The following is a 23,301-nucleotide window of genomic DNA, read 5'->3' as shown; positions in this document are numbered from 1 at the left end:
CAATAATCTAATGAAAATAGGCATACTTTGCTATCCAACCTATGGTGGAAGCGGAATTGTAGCAACAGAACTGGGAATGTCTCTTGCCAACAAAGGATATGAAGTACACTTCATCAGCTCTGCTCTTCCTGCAAGATTAGACATTACCAATCCGAATATTTTCTTTCATAGAGTAAATGTTCAGACCTATCCGCTTTTTCAGTATCAGCCTTATGATATCGCGTTAAGTTCAATGATCTACAGGGTTGTTAATCTATATAAACTGGATCTGCTACATGCTCATTATGCCATTCCTTATGCATATGCGGCTTTTACGGCTAAACAGATGCTGCGGGAAGACAATAATGATATTCCTTTGGTGACGACTCTTCACGGAACGGATATTACCCTTGTAGGGCAACATCCAAGTTATAAACATGCGGTAGAGTTTTCCATTAATCAATCAGATGCGATTACTTCGGTTTCTGAAAGTCTGAAAAAAGATACGCTTCAGTTCTTCAATATCAAAAAAGAAATTCAGGTGATTACCAATTTTATTGATAATTCTGAATTTGACGACTGTACGGAATGCCAGAGAACTCAGTTTGCAAATCCTGATGAAAAAATATTGATCCACGTATCGAATCTTCGTCCTGTAAAACGTGTGGATGAAGTATTACAGATCTTTAAAAATGTTGAGAAAAAGGTAAAATCTAAACTTATCATCATTGGGGAAGGTCCTGATATGGAAAAAGTGAATCAATTTCTTGAAGAAAACCCGGATCTTATCTCAAAAATCCGTCTTCTGGGGAAAGTAAATGATCTTTATAAAATTCTTCAGCTTTCCGATGTGTTTTTACTTCCCTCAGAGCAGGAGAGCTTTGGTTTAGCAGCTTTGGAAGCAATGGCAGCTTATACTCCAGTTATCAGTTCTAATGCAGGAGGAATTCCTGAGGTAAATATCCAGGGAGAAACAGGGTATTTAGCAGAAATCGGAAATGTAGAAGCGATGAGCAACTATACCATCAAATTATTGAGTAATGATGAACTTTTAGCCAAAATGAAGAAAAATGCGAAAGAACAGGCTATAAAATTCGATTTGAAAAACATTCTTCCTATCTATGAAAAAATGTATAGAACGACTATAGAAAATTTTAAGAAAGAGCTGACGAAAGTGTAAATATTTACATTACACTCTTTAAAATTTATATCAAAATAACAGCTTTAAAATCTTCTGTGTTTGCAGAAGATTTTTTGATGTATAAATATTTCTGAAGTATTTATGAAGCTACACTATGGCAACATTTGTTGTATCTATGTTGTACCTAGAAATTTGAAAATGAATATGAAATTACCGAATTTTGCTTATCCTTTTTTATAGAATATGAGAACTGACAGATCTAAAGCTCCAAAAGCCATTATCCTGTTCTCCTTAAATGAATCAATACAAATCAGAAACAAATGAAAAAAAAATTTATTTTAATGCTATCAATGATATCATGCCTGTCATTTGCCCAGGTAGGCATATATACCGATGCACCAACCGCAACATTAGATGTAAATGGAAATACAAGAGTTAGAAATTTAACCGGAACAACTAATAATTCAACATTATATCCTAATTCGGTGGTTGTAACTTCCAATGACGGCACACTAGCCAATTCAAGTGCCTTAAATATCTTATACTCATCAGGAATATACAGATGGTCAGACTCCAATAATAACTGGACAAATATAAGAACAGGCACTAAAGAAGCGAGGCTCGACTTCACAGGACGCGCTTCAATTTCAGGCCTCCCGGCAATAACATTTTCACTTCTGTATAAAGTAGGGAGTACAATGACTATTATTCAGAATCCTGTTGTATCATCCGGAGCAACCGGCACTATTACAAATATAACAGCCAATAGTTTTACTCTTACTATAACCATGCCTAGCTCAGCACCACAGGTTTTCAATTTCACTTTTACAACTACAAATGGTATTACCTCTATTAATGCCGGAAATGCTGGTGGTACTTTTTGGATTCAGGGAACCTGGCATTCCATACCGAATTTAAATTAAACACAAGAAATAAAATACGGATGAACTAGGTATTAACAAGAGGCTTTTAATCAAAATAAGGAAGAGTATTAAAGAACATATTTAAAATTACCTAATAAAAAAATAATCGTTCTACATATTGACATATATAGAACGCTGCTTGAAAAATTTCAACATCATACTCATCAAAGCATGATATTTATATTTATCTTGATTACAATACTTATCCCAATTAATGAAATGATGAGAAAAAAAATTGCTTCCACTCTGTTTATAAGAAGCCTTATAATAAGTCTTCTCTGCATGGCCGGTATCTCCTCATGCCGCCAGTCGGAAGAAACAACAACCTCTCGCGTCGGTTTTACTTTTAGCATTATGCAATTCAACGTTTGGCAGGAAGGGACTATGATAACCGGAGGTTTTGATGCTATTGTCAATGAAATAGCAACCCATAATCCTGATTTTGTTACCATGTCAGAGGTCAGAAACTATAACAATACCTCATTTTATGAAAGAATAGTGCAAGCACTAGAAAAAAAGGGCATGAAGTATTTTTCTTTTTCAAGTTATGATACTGCTATTCTGAGCAGATATCCTATCAAAGAATTCAGTAAGGATAATACTATTCACAGTATGCATAAATTGGTAACTGAAATTCAGGGGCAGGAAATAGCCATATATTCTGCTCACCTGGACTATACCCACTATGCAGTCTATCTTCCAAGGGGATATGATGGCAACAGCTTTGCAAAACTTCCTGCTCCTGTCACTGATTTAAATCAAATCATGAAGATGGATCTTAGCTCCACCAGACCAATTGCAATAAAAGCTTTTGTAGAATCAGCAAAAGAAGATATTTCAAAAAACAGAATAGTAGTATTAGGAGGCGATTTCAATGAGGCTTCTCACCTGGATTGGACTGAGTCTACAAAAAACCTCTATGATCATAGAGGAGTTGTAGCGCCCTGGAATTCCTCAACCACATTATATAAGAACGGATATAAAGACAGCTATAGAGAAGTATACCCCAATGAAGCTGAATACCCCGGATTTACCTGGCCAGCACAGAAAAGTTGGGCATTGGAAGCAGATGAACGTGACCGGATAGATTTTATTTATTATTACGCCGACAGTAAAGTTTCCGTTGAAAAGAGCGTGATTGTAGGACCTGCTACCAGCATTGTGAAAGGAAAAGAACAAAAAGAAACAGGTCATGATATTTTTATTGCACCACAGGGTATTTGGCCTACAGATCATAAAGCCGTTATAAGTACTTTCAAGGTTAAAAGATAAGCAGACAGAATACTATTGAAGAAAAAAAACTTAGCAATCACTGATGCCTGTTTCATAATGGAAACTATTGAATAGATTTCTTAATATATAGCTATGACGGAGAAGCTGCTTCAATATCTTTGGAACTATAAGGTTTTCAAATACTTTGACTTCAAGGATATTGAAGGAAGTTCTGTTGAGATCATACAATTCGGAAAGTGGAACAAAGATGCAGGTCCGGATTTTCTGGATGCAAAAATCAAAATCAATGGTGTAGTTCTTGCCGGAAATATAGAGCTGCACGTCCGTTCTTCAGACTGGATTTTCCATAATCATTCTCAGGATCCGAATTACCAGAATATCATTCTTCATATTGTTTTTCAACATGATACTGAAATTAGTATGCTTACTGAACAGAAAGTTCCGACTCTCGAACTGAAACATTATATTGATGAAAATATAGTATGGAAATACGAAAGATTAATCAATGGAACTCAGTTTATTGCCTGTGAAAATATTTTTAATAAAGATAAAATTCCCGTGAATTTTCATGAAGGAAATATTCTGAAAAAACTGGAAGAAAAGTCTCTTGAACTTGAACAAAGTTTAATTCTGTACAAAAATAATTTTGAAGCCGTTTTATTCCACAGTCTTGCTTATTCTTTCGGATTAAAAGTGAATGCCCATATTTTTAAACAGATTGCAGAAAGCCTAGACTATAGCATTATCAATAAGATTCGTCAGAATCCACTGCAGCTTGAAGCTCTGTTGTTTGGGATTTCAGGATGGCTCATGACTCCTGACGATGGCCAGATGAAAATATGGAAACGGGAATTTGATTTCCTTAGAGCAAAGTTTAAGATTTCAGATCTCGTATTCCATCCTAAATTTTTAAGATTACGACCACCTAATTTTCCAACAATACGTTTGTCTCAACTCGCAAACCTTTATCAACATCAGAATTTATTCTCAAAAGTTATGGAGTCAGAAAATATTGAAGAGTTGTATGATCTTTTTAAATCGGTAAAAGCTTCTGAATACTGGGATTGTCATTTTAATTTCGGAACCCTCTCAAAAGTACAACCTAAGACTTTGAGTAAGGATTTTATTGACCTCATCATTCTGAATACCATTCTTCCTTTACAATATACTTATCATAAATACCACAGCGAAGAAATTGCGGATAAAATTATAGAATTCTATCAGAATATTTCTGCTGAAAAAAACTCAATAATCCAGAATTGGAAAAATCTTGGAGTGCCCATCATCAATGCCCTCGAAAGCCAGAGCCTGATTTATCACTATAAAAATTCATGTGACAAAAAAAATTGCTTAACTTGCAGTATTGGATTTAAACTTTTAAAAGAATCTTAAAATGCTGAATAATATCCGTCATAAAATGGAAAGAGAATGGTTTGGTGTACTCACAAGAACGGGTGCCAAGCTAGGAATTCCCGTTTCCAAATTAAGGATCTTTTTCATCTACTCTACTTTTGCTACGGTAGGATTTTTCTTTCTGATTTATCTTGGCTTGGCATTTACTTTGTGGATTAAAGATATTTTTATCACAAGAAGACCAAGCGTCTTTGATTTATAATGATTATGGAATTTTTACCAATTACTTCTGCTGAAGATCATAGAGTTCAGGGGATCTATACTTCTTACACTAGCACTTTTTCTGTAGACGAACAAAGAGATAAAGAACAGTTTCTAAATTTATTTTCAAATCCGAAAGTAAGTTTTATGTCTATCATACACGAATCTGAAGCCATAGGCTACCTCATCTTATGGGAACTAAGTTCTTTTGTTTTTGTAGAACATTTTGAAGTGTTTGAGTCTTTCAGAAGCAAAAAACTGGGATCTCATATCATGCAGCACTTATTGGAAAACTATCCGAGAATTATCCTAGAAATTGAACCTGAAGATCTGAATGATGATGCAAAAAGACGATATTCTTTCTATCAGAGAAACAACTTCGGTTTGATTGACACTACTTATATACAGCCAAGCTATGGAGAAGGGAAGCAGTCTCTGAACTTATGGCTGCTGGCCAATTATTCTCCTGAAAATGTAGAGGAACTTAAAACTGAAATTTGCGATATTGTTTATCCTTAATATAAAACGCCGGAAGATTTCCGGCGTTATTTTTTTATTGAGAATGAAGGATGAGTCGGGATAGCAGTAATAACCGCATATTTTCACAAATGTTTGCGTTGTATTCTTTTTTGCTTATAATATTAATTAGTTTACTTCGTATTCTAGTTTTATAGTAATGCTGGCTTCTTTTTCTTTGGAAGAGGTATTGAACGTTCCACCATAAGAATAGTCTTCATTTGAGTTCGGAGCCGTAATCTGAATAACTCCCATGGTTGCTTTTTTAAGATTTCCTAAACTGCTTCCGGAGTTTTCCGCAATTTTTTCAGCGCGTTCTTTCGCATCTTTTGTTGCACTGGCAATCATCTCCTGCTTTACAGTGGCCAATTTGGTATAAAAATAGGAAGGTGAAGAAGAGGTGAACTCAATTCCCCGGTTGATAATTTCAGTGATATTTCTTGAAAGGTTTTCAATTTTGCCTACTTCCTTACTTTCGATAGATACATTTTGGGTCAGGTTATAACCAGAAAATTCTCCCTGTATAGAATTCCCATTAGAATCATTATAGCTTCTGAACTGTTTCTGAATATCTACAGAAGAAAATACAATTTCATTCTGTTTTATTCCCTTTGAAATCAAATAATCATTAATCACTTTTTTATCCAGGGCTAGTTCATCGTAAGCTGACTTCAGATCGGAATTATTCTTAGAAAAACTTCCTGACCACGTAATCAAGTCAGAAGTAAACTGTTTGGATCCTAAACCTGTTACGGCAATTGTATTTTCAGATTTATTCCTGTTTTTGATTGCATTTCCCAAAAAACTGAGGCCAAGAATAAACCCCAATGCTCCTATGGCTACTGCAATAATATTTTTATTCATAAAATTTGTGAATTTGGTTTAATTATGAGATTATTGCAGCAATTTCCATTCCAATATTTTAAGATTTTTTTAACACTATAAAGAAACCGCTAGCCCTAATTGAGTTTGATCTATTTATGGCTATTATTGAGTCTTTCAATAAAAACCGGGATAACTTCTTCCATCCTCAAAAGAACTCCCGACAGATTTCTGGCTTTTACGTACGTACGAACCTGAGGTTTCGCTGCAAATGAAAATTCAATAAATTCCGAAATTTTATCGGCGGGAATTCCGGCTTTGACAAAATAATCATCGTCTACTCTGCTCCGAACCCAGGCAATGTGTTCCTGCAGGTCATCATATCTGTATTGTCTTTTCTGCTTTCTTGCCTTACCGCTTATCAGATCATAAGCTCCCTGTACATTAAGGTTTCCTAGCAACATGGGTAAAAGAACACTTTTCACTTCTGCCGGTTTCTCCCGCATTTTTCCTACAGGTTCAGGAAGGCCAACAGCCTGTTTTACCTGTTCTCCTTTATCTGTTTTCGCAACAATCCTGGAATCCTGCTCCAGATCACCGGAAAGCTTTTTTACAATCTTCACTTCCCCGATATCTTTGGGAATCTGAAAAAGAGTTATCAACAATTGATCATTAACCCCATCCGTAAGAACCCGCCTGGAAGCTCTTCTGAAATCTTCTTTTACAAATCTCAGCTCATCATTAGGATTGGCTTCAATGGAAAATATTCCTTGTGAATTGGAATATGCTTTTTTATCCGTAGACATATTAACAATGGTTACAGCACTCAAATTCTCCCCTTCATCATCAATAATTCGCCCGGTTACCATCTGTTGAGAAAACAAGAGATTACTGCACAGTATCACAAGGAAAATAAATCCTTTTTTCCAATACTCTCTTATTCTATTTTTAAAGTTATAATCCAATTGTTTTTTATCTATAAAAATACCACTATTTTATCTGGCATCAAGCTTATTTAATTTACGATATTCAGCAAATGCTACTTGCAATTCAAATCTTAATACATCTTTATTGAAGTCTTTCCTGAATTTTTTGGAAAGATATCTTGTTTCTTCCGCATACAGTAAGAATGCATCAATCTGTTCATCTTCCATCCCATATTTTCTAAGGAAATCTAAATTTACTTCATTTTTAAGCTGTACCATAAAATCTTGAAATTCTATATAATTTGCTTTGGTAATTTTAGGTTTGTTCGCATTAGTTATTAGATTGACCGCTTTGCCAATGACACCCAAAACATCTACCTGTCCTACTTTATAATCATGGCCTGTAAAAGTTTTAGAAATGGATTTATCTGGTAAAGGTTCATTTAAAGGACTCTTCATATATTTGGACATCTCCGATTTTAAAGACCTAAGCTTTTGAGACTCATTAAGACGCTTACTATCTTTTTCAAGATTTCCGGTAGGTTTAAAGGCTATTTTTACTTCCGGAATCTGGATTTCTGCTTTTTGAAGGATCATCAGCATAGGTGTATTGAAGTCTTCTTTCACAATCTTCTTACTTGCACGATAATATCCTTCCTTTATTGCTCTTATTTCATCGTTTTCATCAGCATTTATCACAAAGTTTCCTGAAGCGTCACTCAGTACAGAGGCATTTTTTGAAACATTAATGATTAATACCGGATTGATATTGACGTTACTATTGTCTGTAACGAGTCCTGTTACTTTTTGTTGCGAGAATACTGCAGTAGACACACAGAGTAAACTCATGGATAGATTTTTTTTATACGTTTTCATTTTGGTTATCTTTGAGTCTTTGCAGCACGGTAAGAGGATATTCTTGTTAGAACAAAACGTTGAAATCTGTTCAGGTCTTCATCACTGCAGAAGCCATATTTTAAAATCTTCTTTCTTTCGAAACCACCGGCAAAAACATAGGAAATAAAATGCTCTATCAATGGCTTTTCTATTTTAAGATCGGTAAAATAATCATCTCCCAAACTCGCTCTGATGTATTTCATAAAATCAATATCATCCCACTTATTGTTTGCTTTTCCAATCATAAATCCTTCTCCTCTTGGCTGAACAAATTCGCCCGGTTTTGCTGCAAGAATTCTCGGATCGGACTTCTGTACCATGTATTTTCCTAGATCTGCCAATAACTTTTCAACTTTTTTAGGTTTATTGTAAATCCTTGAATCTATTTTAAGATTTCCGGTAAGACCCTGTTTTACTTCTACCTCCGGAATCTGAATGGTTGACCGAACAAGGCTAATATTCATAGAAGATTGTACATTTTCCTGAGAAACTTTCTTCACAACTCTCTCATATCCGGCTTTTATAAATCGTAATTCATCTCCTGCTTTTCCAGAAATCATAAAATGACCATCTCCGTTTGAAAGTACCATTTCATCGGTCCGGATATTGACTACACTCACCTCCGGCATTTCAGCACCACTTTCAGAAACCACTTTTCCGAAGATATAACTTTGGGCATTGGAATGAATGAAAAAAATCAGAGATAAGAAAAGAAGTAATTTGAATTTCACAGGTTATTTTTTATACAACAAAGCTAAAATTATTTTTAAATTGTTGCATAAGTTTAACCAGCGTTAACGCCTTTTAATATTTCTTGCTGGCTTTTGCTTCTGAAACTGTTAAATAGGCAGATTGAATTGTTAAATTTTCTTTTAAATTTTAGCTAACTTGCAGTCTCAATTCTCTTTTAACAATGCAAAATTCTTATACAGTCATCAATGCTTCTGCCGGTTCCGGGAAAACATATGCCCTGGTTCAGCGACTTCTGATGATCTGTCTCCGCTATCCTAATCAACAGCAATCGATCAGGAATATTCTCGCTCTGACCTTTACGAATAAAGCCGCCAACGAGATGAAGGAAAGGATTTTGTCATGGTTAGGAAATTTCTCAGCAGGTAATTATGCAGAGAATGCTGATCTTAAAAATATTCAGAAGGCTTTTGAGGAACAGGGCTTAAAAATCACTATTGATGAGCTGCATCATCGGTCTAAAAGACTTCTGGATTATATTCTTCATAACTATTCCACTTTAAATATCGGAACGATTGACCGTTTTAATTCACGATTGGTGAGAAGCTTTTCTTATGAATTGGGACTGGCAAAAAATTTCAATCTTGAAATTGAAGCTGAACCGTTTCTGATTGAGGCTGTGGATAAAATGCTGGATCAGATTGGTGAAAATGATACGATCTCTAATTCTTTCATGGATTATGTGGACTACAGCCTTGAAAACAATGAAAGGATCAATCTTAACAAAAACCTTTATGATTCGGCAAAAGAGTTTGTAAAAGATATTCACTATGAGCATCTGAAAAACAACGATAGTTTTGATGATACCAATTATGAAAACATCAAAAATACGCTTCGTAAAGAAATTGTTCTGAACAAAAAGCAGGCGGCAGAACTTGCTACAGCATCTATTGAGTTATTCAAATCCAGAAATATTGACATTGAAGATTTTGCGCAGGGGAAAAACGGAATCGGAGGTTTCTTTACCAAAGTGATTGATTTTTACCAACAGAAAAGAGCCGGTTTTCCTTTTCCTACTACACAGGAAGAATCTGTCATTAACAATTACAGGAAAGGTGCTTCTTCAAAATCTAAACATAAAGAAGCCGAAATTTTTGAAATTCTGGATCAGCTTATTGAAAACAGAATGAAACTTATTCTTCTGTATATCGAAACTCAGAAGAAAGAAAAAGTCTTATCTGCCTTGCTTCCTTTAAAGGTTAATAAGGATATTCAGGATGAGCTGAAGAAAATTGAAGAAGAGAATGATCTTGTTCTTTTATCAAAGTTTAATATACTCATCAATGAAAATCTTAAAAATGAACCGTCTGCCTTTATTTATGAAAAGGTAGGAGCACAGTTCCAGCATTATTTTTTTGATGAGTTTCAGGATACATCAGAATTGCAGTGGCAGAATTTTGTTCCGTTGAGAGATCATAGTGTCTCCACTGAATATACTTCTTTTACCCTTGTAGGGGATCCAAAGCAAAGTATCTATAGATTCCGTGGCGGAGAAAGTAAACTGATGCTGGATATCATCAATAAAAAAGAATTTTCTCCTAAGGAAGCGGATCTTCTGGTTCTTAAAGATAACTGGAGAAGTGCCAGAAATATTGTACAGTTTAACAATGAGCTGTATCAATACCATTCTCTGGAGCTGGAAGAGGAACATAAAAATATTTTCGGAGCAGATGCTGAACAAACTCCGAAGTCTAAGATTGACGGACGTGTAAAAGTAAATCTGATCGAAAATCTTACCAATGAAGAGTTTTATGATGATACATCGGAGAGCATGCGAAAAGATATCCAGGAATGCCTAGATAATGGATTTAAGTTCTCAGATATTACGATTCTATGCCGTGGAAATTTTGATATTTTCAGCTATTCTCAAAAATTGGGAAATTTAAAGGTCAATTATCATGGTGAGGAAACCAATATTAAAACCATTTCTGATAAAGGTCTTACGCTGGAACTTTCCAACACCTTAAAAGCCGTTATTGAGTTTCTAAGATGGGAAATTAATCCGAAGAATAAGCCTTGTCTTATTATGATGATGTATTATCTGAATACTTTGGGGAAAATTCACATGGCAGATTTTACGTTGGAAATGAAGGAAATTCTGGACATTGAAGGTCATGAAGAAATTCTTCAGTTTATACAGCAAAAATATTCGTTACAATTGAAGCAGGATCATTTTCCGAGATTCAATCTTTATAACTTTATAGAGTATTATATCAATGAATTTTCTGTAGAAAATAAGGAAACGGACTTCCTGCTTAACTTTTTGGAAATGCTCTTCAATTTCACACAAAATGCAGGGGCAAGTACTAAAGAATTTTTAAAATATTGGGATGAAGAAGCTTCTTCCTACACCATTCAGGCTTCTGAAAATATAGATGCCATACAGATTATGACGATCCACAAATCTAAGGGATTGGAGTTTCCTATCGTTTTTATTCCTATGATGAATAAAAACCGGGACAGCGAATTTACCAATTGGTTTGAGACGAATGAGAGTGATGCTTTAAAATCCGTTAACATCAACCAATTCAGTAAGAATCTGGAGGTGTATGATGAGGAAATTCAAAAGTTCAATAAAAAGAATTCATATAAAAACCTTATTGACAGGCTCTGTTTGCAGTATGTAGCAACAACAAGACCTGTTGAGCAGTTATTTTTCTACCTTCAGAAGGCTAATAAAACGTCAAATAATCTTGAGCTTTTAGAATTTATTCAGACCAAAAACACGGAAAATGCTGATTCATTTGATCTGTATGAGGTGAAACCTGAAATGTTGAAAAAACATTCAAAAACAAAGACGTCATCTTTTAAAACTCAGAACATCCAGAATCTGAAAAACGTCAATGAAAAGAGTACTTCTATCAAAATTGCCACTCCGTCAAAAAACTATCAGGTACGAAACGAGAAAGTAAGAATCGGGCTTTTTGTACACGAGCTTCTATCTAAGATTAATACTGAAAAAGATATTAACAAAGTATTGGAAGGCTATGCTTTGGAAGGTCAGATTACACTGGAAGAAAAGAATGAAATACAGATCACTTTGCAGGAAATAGTCAAAACATATTCTGAATTCTTTGATGAAAAGTGGGAAGTTATCAATGAAAAGGATATCATGATCTCTGAAAATGGAGAAAGTCATATTTCAAGACCAGACCGTATTCTAAAAAGCGAAGAAGGCTATATTATTGTAGACTTTAAAACCGGCGAAGAGAAAGGTAAGGATGAAGACCAAGTACAGGGATATAAAAATATTCTGGAAAGATTAGGTAAAAAAGTTCTGAAAACACAGATCATTTATCTGTAAACCTTCTTTTATTCTGATATATTTCAATATCAAAGAGTCAGGAAGTGATATTGTTGGGTTAACAATACAATTTCTTGCGTTAAAATGGGAATACTATTTTTCTTAACTAAAATATAATACTCATTGAAGCACCTAAGACAATAGATTAAATTGTATCTTTCGTCATATAAAAAACTACTGGAAAATGTAAAATCATTGCTACCCTTAAAAACTAACACAAGTATTAATGATCTAACCATGAAAATTTATTTTATCTCGTTTCTTATAAGCGTCATTATGATAGTCTTATCCGGAACTGTCATATTTAATATTCTCGATTATATTGATCCTCCCATAACCAAGGAAGGCCATAGATATATGCCTACGGAAAGTCTGGCAAAAGCTTCATTTTTAAGCCTTCTCATAGGAGCTATCACTTTTATTGCTGCTGTCAGAATACAAAGATTGAGGCAGAATAAATAAACATCCGGCACCTCAGAGCCCACCAGGGTTATGTTAAAAAATTATCTCCTTAAAAACTGGAAGATTTTATTCAAAATTCAATGGATAGGTTTTAGTATTTTCATTGCTTTAACAGTTATTTATTATTGGGATAAAACAGCTCATGTTTACTTTAACAGAAATCTTGAAATACTTAATATTCAGAGTATATTTTCTTTAATCATGACCTGCCTTTTCGCTTTCTTCACATTTGTTGTTCTGATATATCCTCTCGTGTTTGGAATACAGGTTTATTTTGTCCGACAAGAGAAAGAAAGTAACAAAAAACTACTTTTTTTATTTGTACTATATCTCTTGTCAATCGTTTCAGTATTTTCTTTATACACAATCAATAGCAGCCAAGCAATAAGAACTGCCTTTCTATATTTTTAATCCAACTAAAAAATAAAAACCGCTATCACAAAGAACAGCGGTTTTATATTGTTAAAAACTTTCTGATTTTTAAGCAGTTGTATCAGGAGTAAATACTCTCTGAGATAATTCCTGGTCAAAAAGGTATAATGCAGATGGGTTATCGCAAACCATTTTGATTTTTGTAACATACTGAGAAGCGCTTGCTTCTTCTTCTACCTGTTCGTTGATGAACCACTGCATAAACGATGTTGTCGCAAAATCTCCTTCTTCATTAGCATTCTTTACAATATTGAAAATACTTTTGGTTACAATTTTCTCATGTGCCAATGCTTTTTCAAAAATATCTGTAGCGTTTTCGAACTCATGTGGTGGCTTTGGAATTGCTCCAATGATGATTTCTCCTCCTACGTCATTCAAATAATCAAACATTTTATCTGCATGCATTAATTCTTCTTTGCTCTGTACTCTGAAGTAGTTCGCAATTCCATCCAGGTCTTTTCCTGAAAACCAAGCAGACATTGAAAGATAATAATGAGCGGCATATTGTTCGTGGGCAATTTGTTCGTTAATTAATTTTGCAATTTTTTCGCTAACCATAAGTATTAAATTTATATTCAAAAATAGGGAATAAAAGCCCGACATCAAAAGTTTTACGGAAAATTAATACAAAAAGGACGGAAAAAATCCCATCCTTTATACATTAAAAAATCAAAATTACAAATTATTATTTTACTTCAGGAGCGGCTGTATTCATCGGCTTTTTCATCATTCTTCTATCCTTCATAGCCATTCTTTTCTGTTCCATTTTAACTTTTCTGTCAGCCTGCCATTTATCATATTGCTCAGGAGTAAGGATTTTCTTCATATCAGCATCCATTTGTGCTCTTTTGGCCTTCATTTCCTCCATTTTAGCTTGTCTCACTTCTTTATTTTTTGCAAACTCAGCTTTCATTTCGGCTTTTTTTGTTTCGTGTAATGCCTTTATCTGTGCTACCTGTGAAGCATTAAGGTTAAGATCTTTCTGCATCTGTGCAAGATGCTCTTGTTCTTTTTGTTGCATTTTCTGTTGCATTTCTGCTCTTCTTGCTTCCTTGTCCTGTGGAGTTGTCTGTTGTGCCATTGCAAAACTTCCCATTCCGATAAATGCTATTGCTAAAACTAATTTTTTCATCTTTTTAAAATTTAATTAATTGTTATTATACCTTTTTGATTCAGTATAAAACCATAAGTTAAATTAACATATTCATAAATAATGTTAAATTTTAACTAAAATAAATTAAAAATAAAACAAAAAAAAAGGACAGATTATAAAAACCTGTCCTTCACACCACTTAAATATAATATATGAAAATTAATTCCTTACCAAGCTTCCTCTAAAGCCTCCATTGTTACTACGACTTGGTGAAGAATTTTCAGATCTTTGTTTTCTGAAACCATCACTATTTCCTCTGAATCCCCCATTACTTTCTCTTGGTGGAGCAGGAGTCGCTTCCCGTCTCACTTCATTATTTCCCCTAAATCCGCCGTTATTATTTCTAAAACCTCCATTGTCTGAGTTTCCGTGGGCCCCATTATGATCAGGGTTTCCTCTAAAGCCTCCGGAATTATTATTTCTGAAGCCTCCATTATCTGGATTTCCTCTAAATCCACTGTTATCAGAGTTTCCTCTAAAACCGCCGGAATTATTATTTCTAAAGCCTCCATTATCTGAATTCCCTCTAAATCCATTGTTATCAGAACTTCCTCTAAAACCGTCAGAGCTATTATTTCTAAAGCCATTTTCTGGTCTGTTGCTGCCTCTTACAATATCAAAAGTAGGGTTATCAACTCTTCTGAACCTTGATCGATCTACTCTGTAAATATTGATATTGATATTTCTATATCTTGGCATTACAGCATATCTTGGAGCATAGTATGTTCTTCTGTAGTTTTGGAAGTATACAACAGGGCTTGCTCCTCTGTAATAATTATTCTGAAACACTACAAATACTCTCGGTCCCATAATCCTTTCCAACGCATAGAATCTATCATAATACCATCTGTCCGGATTATATCTGTAGAAATTATCCCAAGCTGAAAAACTAGCGTACAGGTTATTCAGTCTCATGATCTGATCTACCTGCCAACGGCTTAATCTGTTCTGTACAAAGAACCCATTCCAATCAATATTGATAACACTGTTTCTGTAATCGTTATAGTAGCTTTGGTAATAATCACCTGGATAATAGTCCTGAGGATAGTTATAATAATAATCATCAGGGAAATAATTTCTGTCATCCTCGTCGCCATAATGACCTGCTCCATTCTGATAATAACCATCATCCCCCCAACCATTATTCGGATACTGTTGAGCAGACGTCAAAACGCCAAGCCCAAAAGCTAATCCCAAAAATATTTTTTTCATCTCTATAGTCGTTAATTGGTTAATATATAGCAGAATATCTCAATTCTATCTTTTTGATACAAATAAAAAAAAGAAGTTAAATCCTAAGATCAAACTTCTTTTAAAATATTTTTAATTAACTGATAATCAGGTGTTAAATTTATATCCTACCACTGTCTTTTATCCAGTGAGCTATCTTTTCATTGAAAATTTTCTGATTCTTAAGATCTTCCAGTTTTATATGTATTCTATAACGCCAATAATGTGGAAAAACGGCAGGATTGTTAATCCTTTCATTATCCATTTTAGGATTGGACAGTTTTGCATCGGTAGCCAGGAATTCCTGAATCGGGAAGATAGCCAACATAGCGTCATTATATAAGTGCTGTTTCATAATGATTTCCGCCAGATCAGGACTTAGTTCTGCGGGAGCCTTTCCATATTGAACCAATTGTTGATTAAAGTATTTTTGCGTTAAAGCAGGATCTTCTTTCCACCACTGTCTCAGCGTTGAGCTGTCATGAGAAGAAGCAGTAACTACATTCATATAATTGGCATATCTTGGATCATAGAATGGGATATTCTCTGCGGGCATACGTTGAACCTTCAGAGCAATAATCGCCAGTTCATCCATTACAACCGGTACACAGGCAGGAACCATACCCAGGTCTTCTCCACAAATCAGCATTTTCGTAGCATTCAAAATCATCGGAAGTTTTTCCATTGCTTTTTCATACCACAAATGATCTTGTCTTCTGAAGAAATAATCGTGGTACAAATCATAAATACTTTTCTGTTCAGATTCCGGTAAATATTGATACGATTCTGTATTATAAACATTAAACCTTGGGTGGTAAACCGTTTCTCCCTTTCTTTCTTCCGGTAAAAACAAAACGTTAGCGCATAGGGAAACCAGCTTTTCCTCAAGTGGACCATGTGGATTTTTCTTAAAGAAATCTACCAGTTTTCTCTGGGTATCAAATTCTTCTTTAAAGGAATAGGTTCCATCTTCCTTACGGTCCATAAATACAAGAGCCTTTCCACTATCTGCTGCAAAATATTTCCATAAGATTTCATTGTTGATGAATGGCTTGCAATATCTATCAAATTTAAACGGAATCTGCCAGGCCTTAAATTCATCCGAAACGATAGGAACAGCAGGATAAAAATACCCTAAAATACCTTGTACAGCAGAGATAGGCATTCTCCATATTCTAAAGAAACCTAAAATGTGATCGATTCTCATGGCATCAAAATACTGTTCCAATGCCTTGAATCTGTTTTTCCACCATCTGTAATCATCTGCTTTCATGGCTTCCCAATTATACGTAGGGAATTCCCAATTTTGACCAAGCTTTGTAAACTGATCCGGTGGAGCTCCAGCCTGGAAGTCCATACCGAAGAGTTCCGGTTCAGTCCAGGCTTCAACAGAATATCTGTAGATTCCAATAGGTAGATCTCCTTTTAAAGAAATTCCTAGATTGTGTACGTAATCTACAGCATCCTTCAACTGAACATGAAGCTGATACTGAACCCAAGCATGAAGCATTGAAAGATCATAGTCTTTACTTTTCGTTGTAAAAAACTGTGAGATCTTTCCTGCGATATATTTTTTATGAGTTTTCCACTCATTGAAATTAGGAGTATTATATTTATCCCTTAAGACACAAAATGCCGAATAGGGCACCAGCCAATATTCATTATCCTTAATGAACTTTTTAAAGTTTCTGTCTTTATAGATTTTATCTTTTTCAGCATGAAAAACAGCTTTCAGGTACTTCCATTTCCCTTGGATCATTTTTTCATAATCGATAAGATCTAGAGCGTTTAAAGCTTCTTTATCAGCTTCATACTCTTTAACGAGTTCTTTCGGTAAAGAGAAATCAAGTTTTTCTAATGAAATATATTGGGGATGTAAAGCATAAACAGATACTGCTGCATAGGGATAAGAATCTGTCCACGAATAATTAGCGGTAGTATCATTGATAGGCAGAATCTGGATAATTCCAAGGTTCGTTTCCTTTGTCCAGTCAGCCAGTTTTTTGATGTCTGAGAACTCTCCTACTCCAAATCCTTCTTCGCTTCTTAAAGAAAATACAGGAACAGCAACACCGGCATCATGATACATCTGATACCCCTTAAATCTGAAATAATGATTGGAAACAATCTGTAATACATCCGGCAAAGGATTAGTAACTGTAAATCTGTTTTCTCCGGTTTCAACATCTATCACCCTGTTCTCTTTAGTATCGTAAATACAATATTTAAATTCGATACCTTCATTCTCAGGAATTTCTATAGAAACTTCCCAAAGACCAAAATCAGTCTGATGGAGAGGAACAACTCTGTTATAATCCCAGTTTCCTAAGGATGCCGTATTTCCAAACAATACAATTCTCCAATCCTTATTATAAATAGGAGCTTCCAGTCTGAATAAATGAGTATGTTTTTTTAAAATTGTTGATTTCTCCGGACTAAAGTCGTGTAGCTTATTGTAAAGAATTTTATTATTTAAATAATTCTCAGGAAAGTTTTTATTATTCCATTCATCATAAATGATAAACTCCTTATAGTTATGCGGAAAATTAAGATGATGCTGAACAAACTCGTCTCTTAAAACATTTCCTTTTTCATTAACAACTCTATACTGATAGGAAATGGATCTGGAAAAATAATCCACTTCACATTTCCACAAACCATTCTCTGCACAAAACATCGTATGGATATGAGCTGCAGTACCTTCTTCACGAATCACCAACTGCAGATTTTCTCCGGCTTTTACAATATATCCTACATTAAAGTATAGCTTCATCTATATTTTTTTATAAAAGTACATTTTAATATTGAAAAATAAAACTTGTTGAATATCAAATAATCATTAAAAAACCTTCTCAATCACATTGAAAAGGCTTTTATGATAATTCTAATTTTATAGATCAATTTAGCAGATTATTCAGTGATAAGAATTTTCTTATTCAGTATTACTTTTCCTGATTCATCTGCTATGCTTACAATATAAGCTCCGTTAATCAATCCTCTGAAATAAACCTTCTGATCCAATGCTCCGTCTATAACAGAAAGGTTTTCGCTCATTACATTTTTCCCAGACATGTCGAATACATTCAATTTGATGTTTCCTTTTACATTCTTATTATTAACATGAACATTTACAAAATGTTCATCAACTCTGGTTGGATAGATATCTAGGTTAGTTAATCCCTTATTATTCGCAGAAACTCTGTCATTCACAAAGTATTTACTGGCCAAATCATAAATATGCAGGTTTTGTTCTCCCGGAAGCTGTTTAGCCTGTAGAGTAGCAAGATCCACTTCATATAAAGGAGCGCCTTTAGCACTTGCAATCACTACCTTTCCCTGTGCGTTTACAGCAGAGCCATTTACAGAATAGTTATCAGGAATTCCTGCAATCTTACCCACAAATTTTGCTTTTAATTCTTTAGCGGATACTTTAAAAACATTTCCTGAAGCAGCAAAAATATAGAAGTTATTATCTGCATCAGCAACCATATCTCCTCCAAACCCTGTTTCTATTGTAGTAAATGAGTTTTTACCATTTGAAGTATCATCCTTAATGATTCCCAGATCACTAACAACATATTGCCCCCCTTTCTTACTGATTTGTAAAAGCTGTGTTCCGGAATTATTAACCGCATAAATATTTCCGTCATATCCCGTAGTCATTCTTGTAATATGAGAATTAATATCACAAGATGTTACCCGCACAACATTATTTTCTACTAAAGTAATTTCCTTAGTCTGAGGATTTAAAACATAAATATTAGAAGAAAACATAGGCATATACACTAGATTATTATTTGATGAATCATATGCCAATGCGGCCATCGTCACTGCTTGAGCATTATTAAAAGAATTTTTATCCTCAGTCACTAATCCTCTTCTGGTCTGCGAAATAATCTTTGAAGATGAATCAGCAGTAAAAACCTTCTCACCCGAAGTACCATTCGCTGCGTCTATTACACGGAAATCATTAAAATTAATAGATTGAGTTTCCTTTCCTGTAATTGCATAAAAATCTTGTTGAGCATGTGCATTCACACCTAGCAAGAATAAAAATAGAGGGAATAAATGTTTTTTCATAGAATGTATATTTTAGATTTATAATCATTATAATATGACTAAGTTACATAATTTACCAATTATAAAAACAAAAAAAAGTAAAGATTTGAATAAAATTTATAACAAATTAATTTAAATAATGAAGTATCCTAAAGCATTAGTACTACTTCAAAATATTTTCAGGAGCTATATCCCGCTATCCACTCATACTCCTCACGCCATCGCCTGCCATGCTCCAACCTATGTTGCGGGGTAACCGTTACTATCGGGGCTAGAATGAGTATGAATGATGGGTATTTGTTTATTAATTTAGTGAAGGACCTATTATTATGAGCAATAAGTAATTTACCATGAAGATCATTGTATGATCCTTTAATGTGCCAGTAATCCTAACACTTTGTCGTCCCATAGGAATCTAGACAATGGGGGTTCGTAATCTTATTCTACTGATTATGGATATAGCTTACTTCATAGCCTTATAATTGCTAAGGATCCTTCCAGAAATCCAAGATGAGATGTAGTCAATGACAATAGACTATGGGAAAAAGAATAGTAATGATACCAAGGAATATCCATGATAAAAACAAAGGTATTGATATAGCTAATATTCAATAGGGACGGGCAGTAGTCCTGAGCTTAGTCGAAGGGAGCCCGTTCAAATAAAAAAGAATAATCCAGTGACTTTAGCCAAAACTTAAGAATAAGTGGTTAGGGTTGTCGTTGGATTGAGTATCCTTGAGTTGTGGATTAGGTCTGCTTTATTCGTTGGGTATAACGCAAAAAAAATCCTTTATCTTTCGATAAAGGATTTTTAAAAATAAAATAAAAACTGGCGGCGGCCTACTCTCCCGCGTTAGCAGTACCATCGGCGCTGGTGGGCTTAACTTCTGTGTTCGGAATGGGAACAGGTGAGCCCCACCGCTAAAACCACCCTAAAGGTTGTATATAAGATATCAGTCTATAGATATCAGAGTTCAGACGTATTCGTCTGTTATCTAATGTCTTACAGCTGACATCTGTTTTAAGCGATAAAAACTTTCACAAAGAGCTAACCTTGCTGCACTTCCGTGCGCCATATTAGGCTATAAATCTACGGGTAATTAGTACTACTCGGCTATGACATTACTGTCTTTACACCTATAGCCTATCAACGTGGTCATCTCCCACGACCCTTAAAAGATGTCTCATCTTGAGGCGAGTTTCGCACTTATATGCTTTCAGTGCTTATCTCTTCCAAACGTAGCTACTCAGCAGTGCACCTGGCGGTACAACTGATACACCAGAGGTTTGTTCAATTCGGTCCTCTCGTACTAGAATCAAGCCCTCTCAAACATCTAACGCCCGCAATAGATAGAGACCGAACTGTCTCACGACGTTCTGAACCCAGCTCGCGTGCCACTTTAATGGGCGAACAGCCCAACCCTTGGGACCTTCTCCAGCCCCAGGATGTGACGAGCCGACATCGAGGTGCCGAACCTCCCCGTCGATGTGAGCTCTTGGGGGAGACTAGCCTGTTATCCCCGGAGTACCTTTTATCCTATGAGCGATGGCCCTTCCATACGGAACCACCGGATCACTATGTCCTGCTTTCGCACCTGATCGACTTGTTGGTCTCACAGTCAAGCACCCTTATGCCATTACACTCTACGCACGGTTACCAAGCGTGCTGAGGGTACCTTTGAAAGCCTCCGTTACTCTTTTGGAGGCGACCACCCCAGTCAAACTACCCACCACGCAATGTCCTTCTAAAAGAAGTTAGGCTCCAAGTAAGTAAAGGGTGGTATTTCAACGTTGGCTCCACCTACACTAGCGTGCAAGCTTCAAAGCCTCCCACCTATCCTACACATTACTTACTCAAAGTCAATACGAAGTTATAGTAAAGGTTCACAGGGTCTTTTCGTCCCATTGCGGGTACTCGGCATCTTCACCGAGACTACAATTTCACAGAGCTCATGGTTGAGACAGTGCCCAGATCGTTACACCATTCGTGCAGGTCGGAACTTACCCGACAAGGAATTTCGCTACCTTAGGACCGTTATAGTTACGGCCGCCGTTTACTGGGGCTTCAGTTAATGCCTTCGGTTTAACCCTAAGCACCTTCCTTAACCTTCCAGCACCGGGCAGGTGTCAGACCCTATACTGCATCTTTCGATTTTGCAGAGTCCTGTGTTTTTGATAAACAGTCGCCTGGGCCTCTTTACTGCGGCCACCATTGCTGATGGCGTCTCTTCTCCCGAAGTTACGAGACTATTTTGCCTAGTTCCTTAACCATGATTCACTCTAGCACCTTAGGATTCTCTCCTCGACTACCTGTGTCGGTTTTGGTACGGGTTGCTTCACTTCGGCTTTTCTTGGAAGCACTTTCCCTACAGCAGCTTCGCCCGAAGGCTAGGCCTTGACTATTCCGTCAGTCTCCAGTAAGTACGGCACTCCGTCCCCTTTTTAGTGTGAGCAAGTATGGGAATATTAACCCATTGTCCATCCACTACCCCTTTCGGGTTCGCGTTAGGTCCCGACTAACCCTCAGCTGATTAGCATGGCTGAGGAAACCTTAGTCTTTCGGTGAGCGGGTTTCTCGCCCGCTTTATCGTTACTTATGCCTACATTTTCTTTTCTATCCGCTCCACAATACCTCACAGTACTGCTTCGGCGCAAATAGAATGCTCTCCTACCAGATGTACATAAAGTACAAATCCATAGCTTCGGTAATATGTTTATGCCCGATTATTATCCATGCCGGACCGCTCGACTAGTGAGCTGTTACGCACTCTTTAAATGAATGGCTGCTTCCAAGCCAACATCCTAGCTGTCAATGCAGTCCAACCGCGTTGCTTCAACTTAACATATATTTTGGGACCTTAGCTGTTGGTCTGGGTTCTTTCCCTCTCGGACATGGACCTTAGCACCCATGCCCTCACTGCCGTAGAACATTTATTAGCATTCGGAGTTTGTCAGGAATTGGTAGGCGATGAAACCCCCGCATCCAATCAGTAGCTCTACCTCTAATAAACTTATATACGACGCTGCACCTAAATGCATTTCGGAGAGTACGAGCTATCTCCCAGTTTGATTGGCCTTTCACCCCTACCCACAGGTCATCCGAAGACTTTTCAACGTCAACCGGTTCGGTCCTCCACTCTGTGTTACCAGAGCTTCAACCTGCCCATGGGTAGATCACAAGGTTTCGCGTCTAATCCTACTAACTATACGCCCTATTCAGACTCGCTTTCGCTCCGGCTCCGGTACTTAATACCTTAACCTCGCTAGTAAAATTAACTCGTAGGCTCATTATGCAAAAGGCACGCCGTCACCCAACATGTGGGCTCCGACCGCTTGTAGGCGTACGGTTTCAGGTTCTATTTCACCCTTCTATTCGAAGTGCTTTTCACCTTTCCTTCACAGTACTTGTTCACTATCGGTCTTTCAGGAGTATTTAGCCTTGGAGGATGGTCCCCCCATATTCAGACAGGATTTCACGTGTCCCGCCCTACTCATTTATCATCTTAATATACCTTTCGAATACCGGGCTATCACCGTCTACGGCCGTTCTTTCCAGAACGTTCTTCTAAATATATAAAGACTTTTGGGCTAATCCGCTTTCGCTCGCCACTACTTACGGAATCTCTTCGATTTCTTTTCCTCCGGGTACTTAGATGTTTCAGTTCTCCGGGTTTGCTCCTCCTAAGAGGTGACTGGTCTTCAACCAGCCGGGTTGCCCCATTCGGACATCTGCGGATCAATTCGTGTGTGCCAATCCCCGCAGCTTTTCGCAGCTTACCACGTCCTTCGTCGCCTCTGAAAGCCTAGGCATCCGCCATACGCCCTTAACGATTTCTTTCCTAATAATTATATTAGTTCAG

17 protein-coding genes and 2 rRNA genes are annotated in these 23,301 nt (G+C 36.2%); 8 read left to right on the top strand and 11 right to left on the bottom strand.

Annotated elements, in window-relative coordinates; translation table 11 throughout:
* Window positions 1-10 precede the first annotated feature (10 nt).
* The 6 genes from bshA (at window position 11) to CHSO_RS03700 (ending at window position 5,409) form a co-directional block, all read left to right on the top strand.
* Window positions 11-1,159 carry an N-acetyl-alpha-D-glucosaminyl L-malate synthase BshA gene (bshA, locus tag CHSO_RS03725; protein WP_045492426.1) on the top strand — a complete coding sequence of 383 codons (1,149 nt, stop codon included), beginning with the start codon at window positions 11-13 and terminating at the stop codon, window positions 1,157-1,159.
* Window positions 1,160-1,440: 281 nt separating this feature from the next.
* Window positions 1,441-2,043, top strand: coding sequence for a hypothetical protein (locus CHSO_RS03720; protein WP_045492424.1), 603 nt, complete (start codon window positions 1,441-1,443; stop codon window positions 2,041-2,043).
* A gap of 354 nt (window positions 2,044-2,397) precedes the next feature.
* The gene (locus CHSO_RS03715) at window positions 2,398-3,315 is read left to right on the top strand and encodes an endonuclease/exonuclease/phosphatase family protein (protein ID WP_232509148.1); all 918 of its coding nucleotides are present in this window, start codon (window positions 2,398-2,400) and stop codon (window positions 3,313-3,315) included.
* 93 nt (window positions 3,316-3,408) lie between these two features.
* Window positions 3,409-4,668 (top strand): DUF2851 family protein, encoded by a 1,260-nt coding sequence (locus tag CHSO_RS03710; protein ID WP_045492422.1) that lies wholly within the window; start codon window positions 3,409-3,411, stop codon window positions 4,666-4,668.
* A gap of 1 nt (window position 4,669) precedes the next feature.
* Entirely contained in the window at window positions 4,670-4,891 is a 222-nt protein-coding gene (locus tag CHSO_RS03705; protein WP_045492421.1) for a PspC family transcriptional regulator, read from the top strand.
* Between the two features lie 5 nt (window positions 4,892-4,896).
* Window positions 4,897-5,409 (top strand): GNAT family N-acetyltransferase, encoded by a 513-nt coding sequence (locus tag CHSO_RS03700; RefSeq protein ID WP_052480728.1) that lies wholly within the window; start codon window positions 4,897-4,899, stop codon window positions 5,407-5,409.
* A gap of 126 nt (window positions 5,410-5,535) precedes the next feature.
* On the opposite strand, the gene CHSO_RS03695 is transcribed toward CHSO_RS03700, so the two are convergent.
* The 4 genes from CHSO_RS03695 to CHSO_RS03680 all read right to left on the bottom strand — a co-directional run bounded on the left by CHSO_RS03695 (window position 5,536) and on the right by CHSO_RS03680 (window position 8,782).
* Complete coding sequence (locus tag CHSO_RS03695) at window positions 5,536-6,270, bottom strand: SIMPL domain-containing protein (RefSeq protein WP_045492417.1); 735 nt, start codon at window positions 6,268-6,270, stop codon at window positions 5,536-5,538.
* Window positions 6,271-6,380: 110 nt separating this feature from the next.
* The gene (locus tag CHSO_RS03690) at window positions 6,381-7,193 is read right to left on the bottom strand and encodes a carboxypeptidase-like regulatory domain-containing protein (RefSeq protein WP_232509147.1); all 813 of its coding nucleotides are present in this window, start codon (window positions 7,191-7,193) and stop codon (window positions 6,381-6,383) included.
* Window positions 7,194-7,223: 30 nt separating this feature from the next.
* On the bottom strand, window positions 7,224-8,003 hold the full coding sequence (locus tag CHSO_RS03685; protein WP_232509146.1) for a hypothetical protein: 780 nt from the start codon (window positions 8,001-8,003) through the stop codon (window positions 7,224-7,226).
* Window positions 8,004-8,035: 32 nt separating this feature from the next.
* Window positions 8,036-8,782, bottom strand: coding sequence for a carboxypeptidase-like regulatory domain-containing protein (locus CHSO_RS03680; RefSeq protein ID WP_045492413.1), 747 nt, complete (start codon window positions 8,780-8,782; stop codon window positions 8,036-8,038).
* Between the two features lie 182 nt (window positions 8,783-8,964).
* On the opposite strand from CHSO_RS03680, the gene CHSO_RS03675 reads away from it, so the two are divergent.
* Window positions 8,965-12,105: a UvrD-helicase domain-containing protein gene (locus tag CHSO_RS03675; protein ID WP_045492411.1), complete on the top strand. Its 3,141-nt coding sequence runs from the start codon at window positions 8,965-8,967 to the stop codon at window positions 12,103-12,105.
* A 276-nt stretch (window positions 12,106-12,381) separates the two neighbouring features.
* On the top strand, window positions 12,382-12,567 hold the full coding sequence (locus tag CHSO_RS03670; protein ID WP_045492409.1) for a hypothetical protein: 186 nt from the start codon (window positions 12,382-12,384) through the stop codon (window positions 12,565-12,567).
* A gap of 480 nt (window positions 12,568-13,047) precedes the next feature.
* Here the strand turns inward: CHSO_RS03670 and CHSO_RS03665 are convergent, their stop codons facing one another.
* The 7 genes from CHSO_RS03665 to CHSO_RS03635 all read right to left on the bottom strand — a co-directional run bounded on the left by CHSO_RS03665 (window position 13,048) and on the right by CHSO_RS03635 (window position 23,279).
* The gene (locus CHSO_RS03665) at window positions 13,048-13,557 is read right to left on the bottom strand and encodes a ferritin (protein WP_045492407.1); all 510 of its coding nucleotides are present in this window, start codon (window positions 13,555-13,557) and stop codon (window positions 13,048-13,050) included.
* A 127-nt stretch (window positions 13,558-13,684) separates the two neighbouring features.
* Window positions 13,685-14,131 (bottom strand): hypothetical protein, encoded by a 447-nt coding sequence (locus CHSO_RS03660; protein ID WP_045492405.1) that lies wholly within the window; start codon window positions 14,129-14,131, stop codon window positions 13,685-13,687.
* A 180-nt stretch (window positions 14,132-14,311) separates the two neighbouring features.
* Window positions 14,312-15,364, bottom strand: a complete 1,053-nt coding sequence (locus CHSO_RS03655) for a hypothetical protein (RefSeq protein ID WP_045492403.1) — start codon at window positions 15,362-15,364, stop codon at window positions 14,312-14,314.
* A 139-nt stretch (window positions 15,365-15,503) separates the two neighbouring features.
* The gene (locus CHSO_RS03650; RefSeq protein ID WP_045492401.1) at window positions 15,504-18,155 is read right to left on the bottom strand and encodes a 4-alpha-glucanotransferase; all 2,652 of its coding nucleotides are present in this window, start codon (window positions 18,153-18,155) and stop codon (window positions 15,504-15,506) included.
* Between the two features lie 137 nt (window positions 18,156-18,292).
* Window positions 18,293-19,462, bottom strand: coding sequence for a hypothetical protein (locus CHSO_RS03645; RefSeq protein ID WP_045492399.1), 1,170 nt, complete (start codon window positions 19,460-19,462; stop codon window positions 18,293-18,295).
* An 806-nt stretch (window positions 19,463-20,268) separates the two neighbouring features.
* Window positions 20,269-20,376 (bottom strand): 5S ribosomal RNA (gene rrf / locus CHSO_RS03640).
* 145 nt (window positions 20,377-20,521) lie between these two features.
* Window positions 20,522-23,279, bottom strand: a 23S ribosomal RNA gene (locus tag CHSO_RS03635).
* Between the last annotated feature and the right edge of the window lie 22 nt (window positions 23,280-23,301).

The organism is Chryseobacterium sp. StRB126 (genome assembly GCF_000829375.1).
Taxonomy (GTDB): Bacteria; Bacteroidota; Bacteroidia; order Flavobacteriales; family Weeksellaceae; genus Chryseobacterium.
This window is presented reverse-complemented; position numbering and strand designations above follow the sequence as displayed.

What these genes read in the sequence shown, in the direction of transcription:
- CHSO_RS03660 (WP_045492405.1), bottom strand. Translation starts at nt 14,131, where the DNA reads ATGAAAAAATTAGTTTTAGCAATAGCATTTATCGGAATGGGAAGTTTT.
- CHSO_RS03705 (WP_045492421.1), top strand. Translation starts at nt 4,670, where the DNA reads ATGCTGAATAATATCCGTCATAAAATGGAAAGAGAATGGTTTGGTGTA.
- CHSO_RS03720 (WP_045492424.1), top strand. Translation starts at nt 1,441, where the DNA reads ATGAAAAAAAAATTTATTTTAATGCTATCAATGATATCATGCCTGTCA.
- CHSO_RS03715 (WP_232509148.1), top strand. Translation starts at nt 2,398, where the DNA reads ATGCAATTCAACGTTTGGCAGGAAGGGACTATGATAACCGGAGGTTTT.
- CHSO_RS03655 (WP_045492403.1), bottom strand. Translation starts at nt 15,364, where the DNA reads ATGAAAAAAATATTTTTGGGATTAGCTTTTGGGCTTGGCGTTTTGACG.
- CHSO_RS03645 (WP_045492399.1), bottom strand. Translation starts at nt 19,462, where the DNA reads ATGAAAAAACATTTATTCCCTCTATTTTTATTCTTGCTAGGTGTGAAT.
- CHSO_RS03670 (WP_045492409.1), top strand. Translation starts at nt 12,382, where the DNA reads ATGATAGTCTTATCCGGAACTGTCATATTTAATATTCTCGATTATATT.
- CHSO_RS03650 (WP_045492401.1), bottom strand. Translation starts at nt 18,155, where the DNA reads ATGAAGCTATACTTTAATGTAGGATATATTGTAAAAGCCGGAGAAAAT.
- CHSO_RS03685 (WP_232509146.1), bottom strand. Translation starts at nt 8,003, where the DNA reads ATGAGTTTACTCTGTGTGTCTACTGCAGTATTCTCGCAACAAAAAGTA.
- CHSO_RS03710 (WP_045492422.1), top strand. Translation starts at nt 3,409, where the DNA reads ATGACGGAGAAGCTGCTTCAATATCTTTGGAACTATAAGGTTTTCAAA.
- CHSO_RS03700 (WP_052480728.1), top strand. Translation starts at nt 4,897, where the DNA reads ATGGAATTTTTACCAATTACTTCTGCTGAAGATCATAGAGTTCAGGGG.
- CHSO_RS03695 (WP_045492417.1), bottom strand. Translation starts at nt 6,270, where the DNA reads ATGAATAAAAATATTATTGCAGTAGCCATAGGAGCATTGGGGTTTATT.
- CHSO_RS03665 (WP_045492407.1), bottom strand. Translation starts at nt 13,557, where the DNA reads ATGGTTAGCGAAAAAATTGCAAAATTAATTAACGAACAAATTGCCCAC.
- CHSO_RS03675 (WP_045492411.1), top strand. Translation starts at nt 8,965, where the DNA reads ATGCAAAATTCTTATACAGTCATCAATGCTTCTGCCGGTTCCGGGAAA.
- bshA (WP_045492426.1), top strand. Translation starts at nt 11, where the DNA reads ATGAAAATAGGCATACTTTGCTATCCAACCTATGGTGGAAGCGGAATT.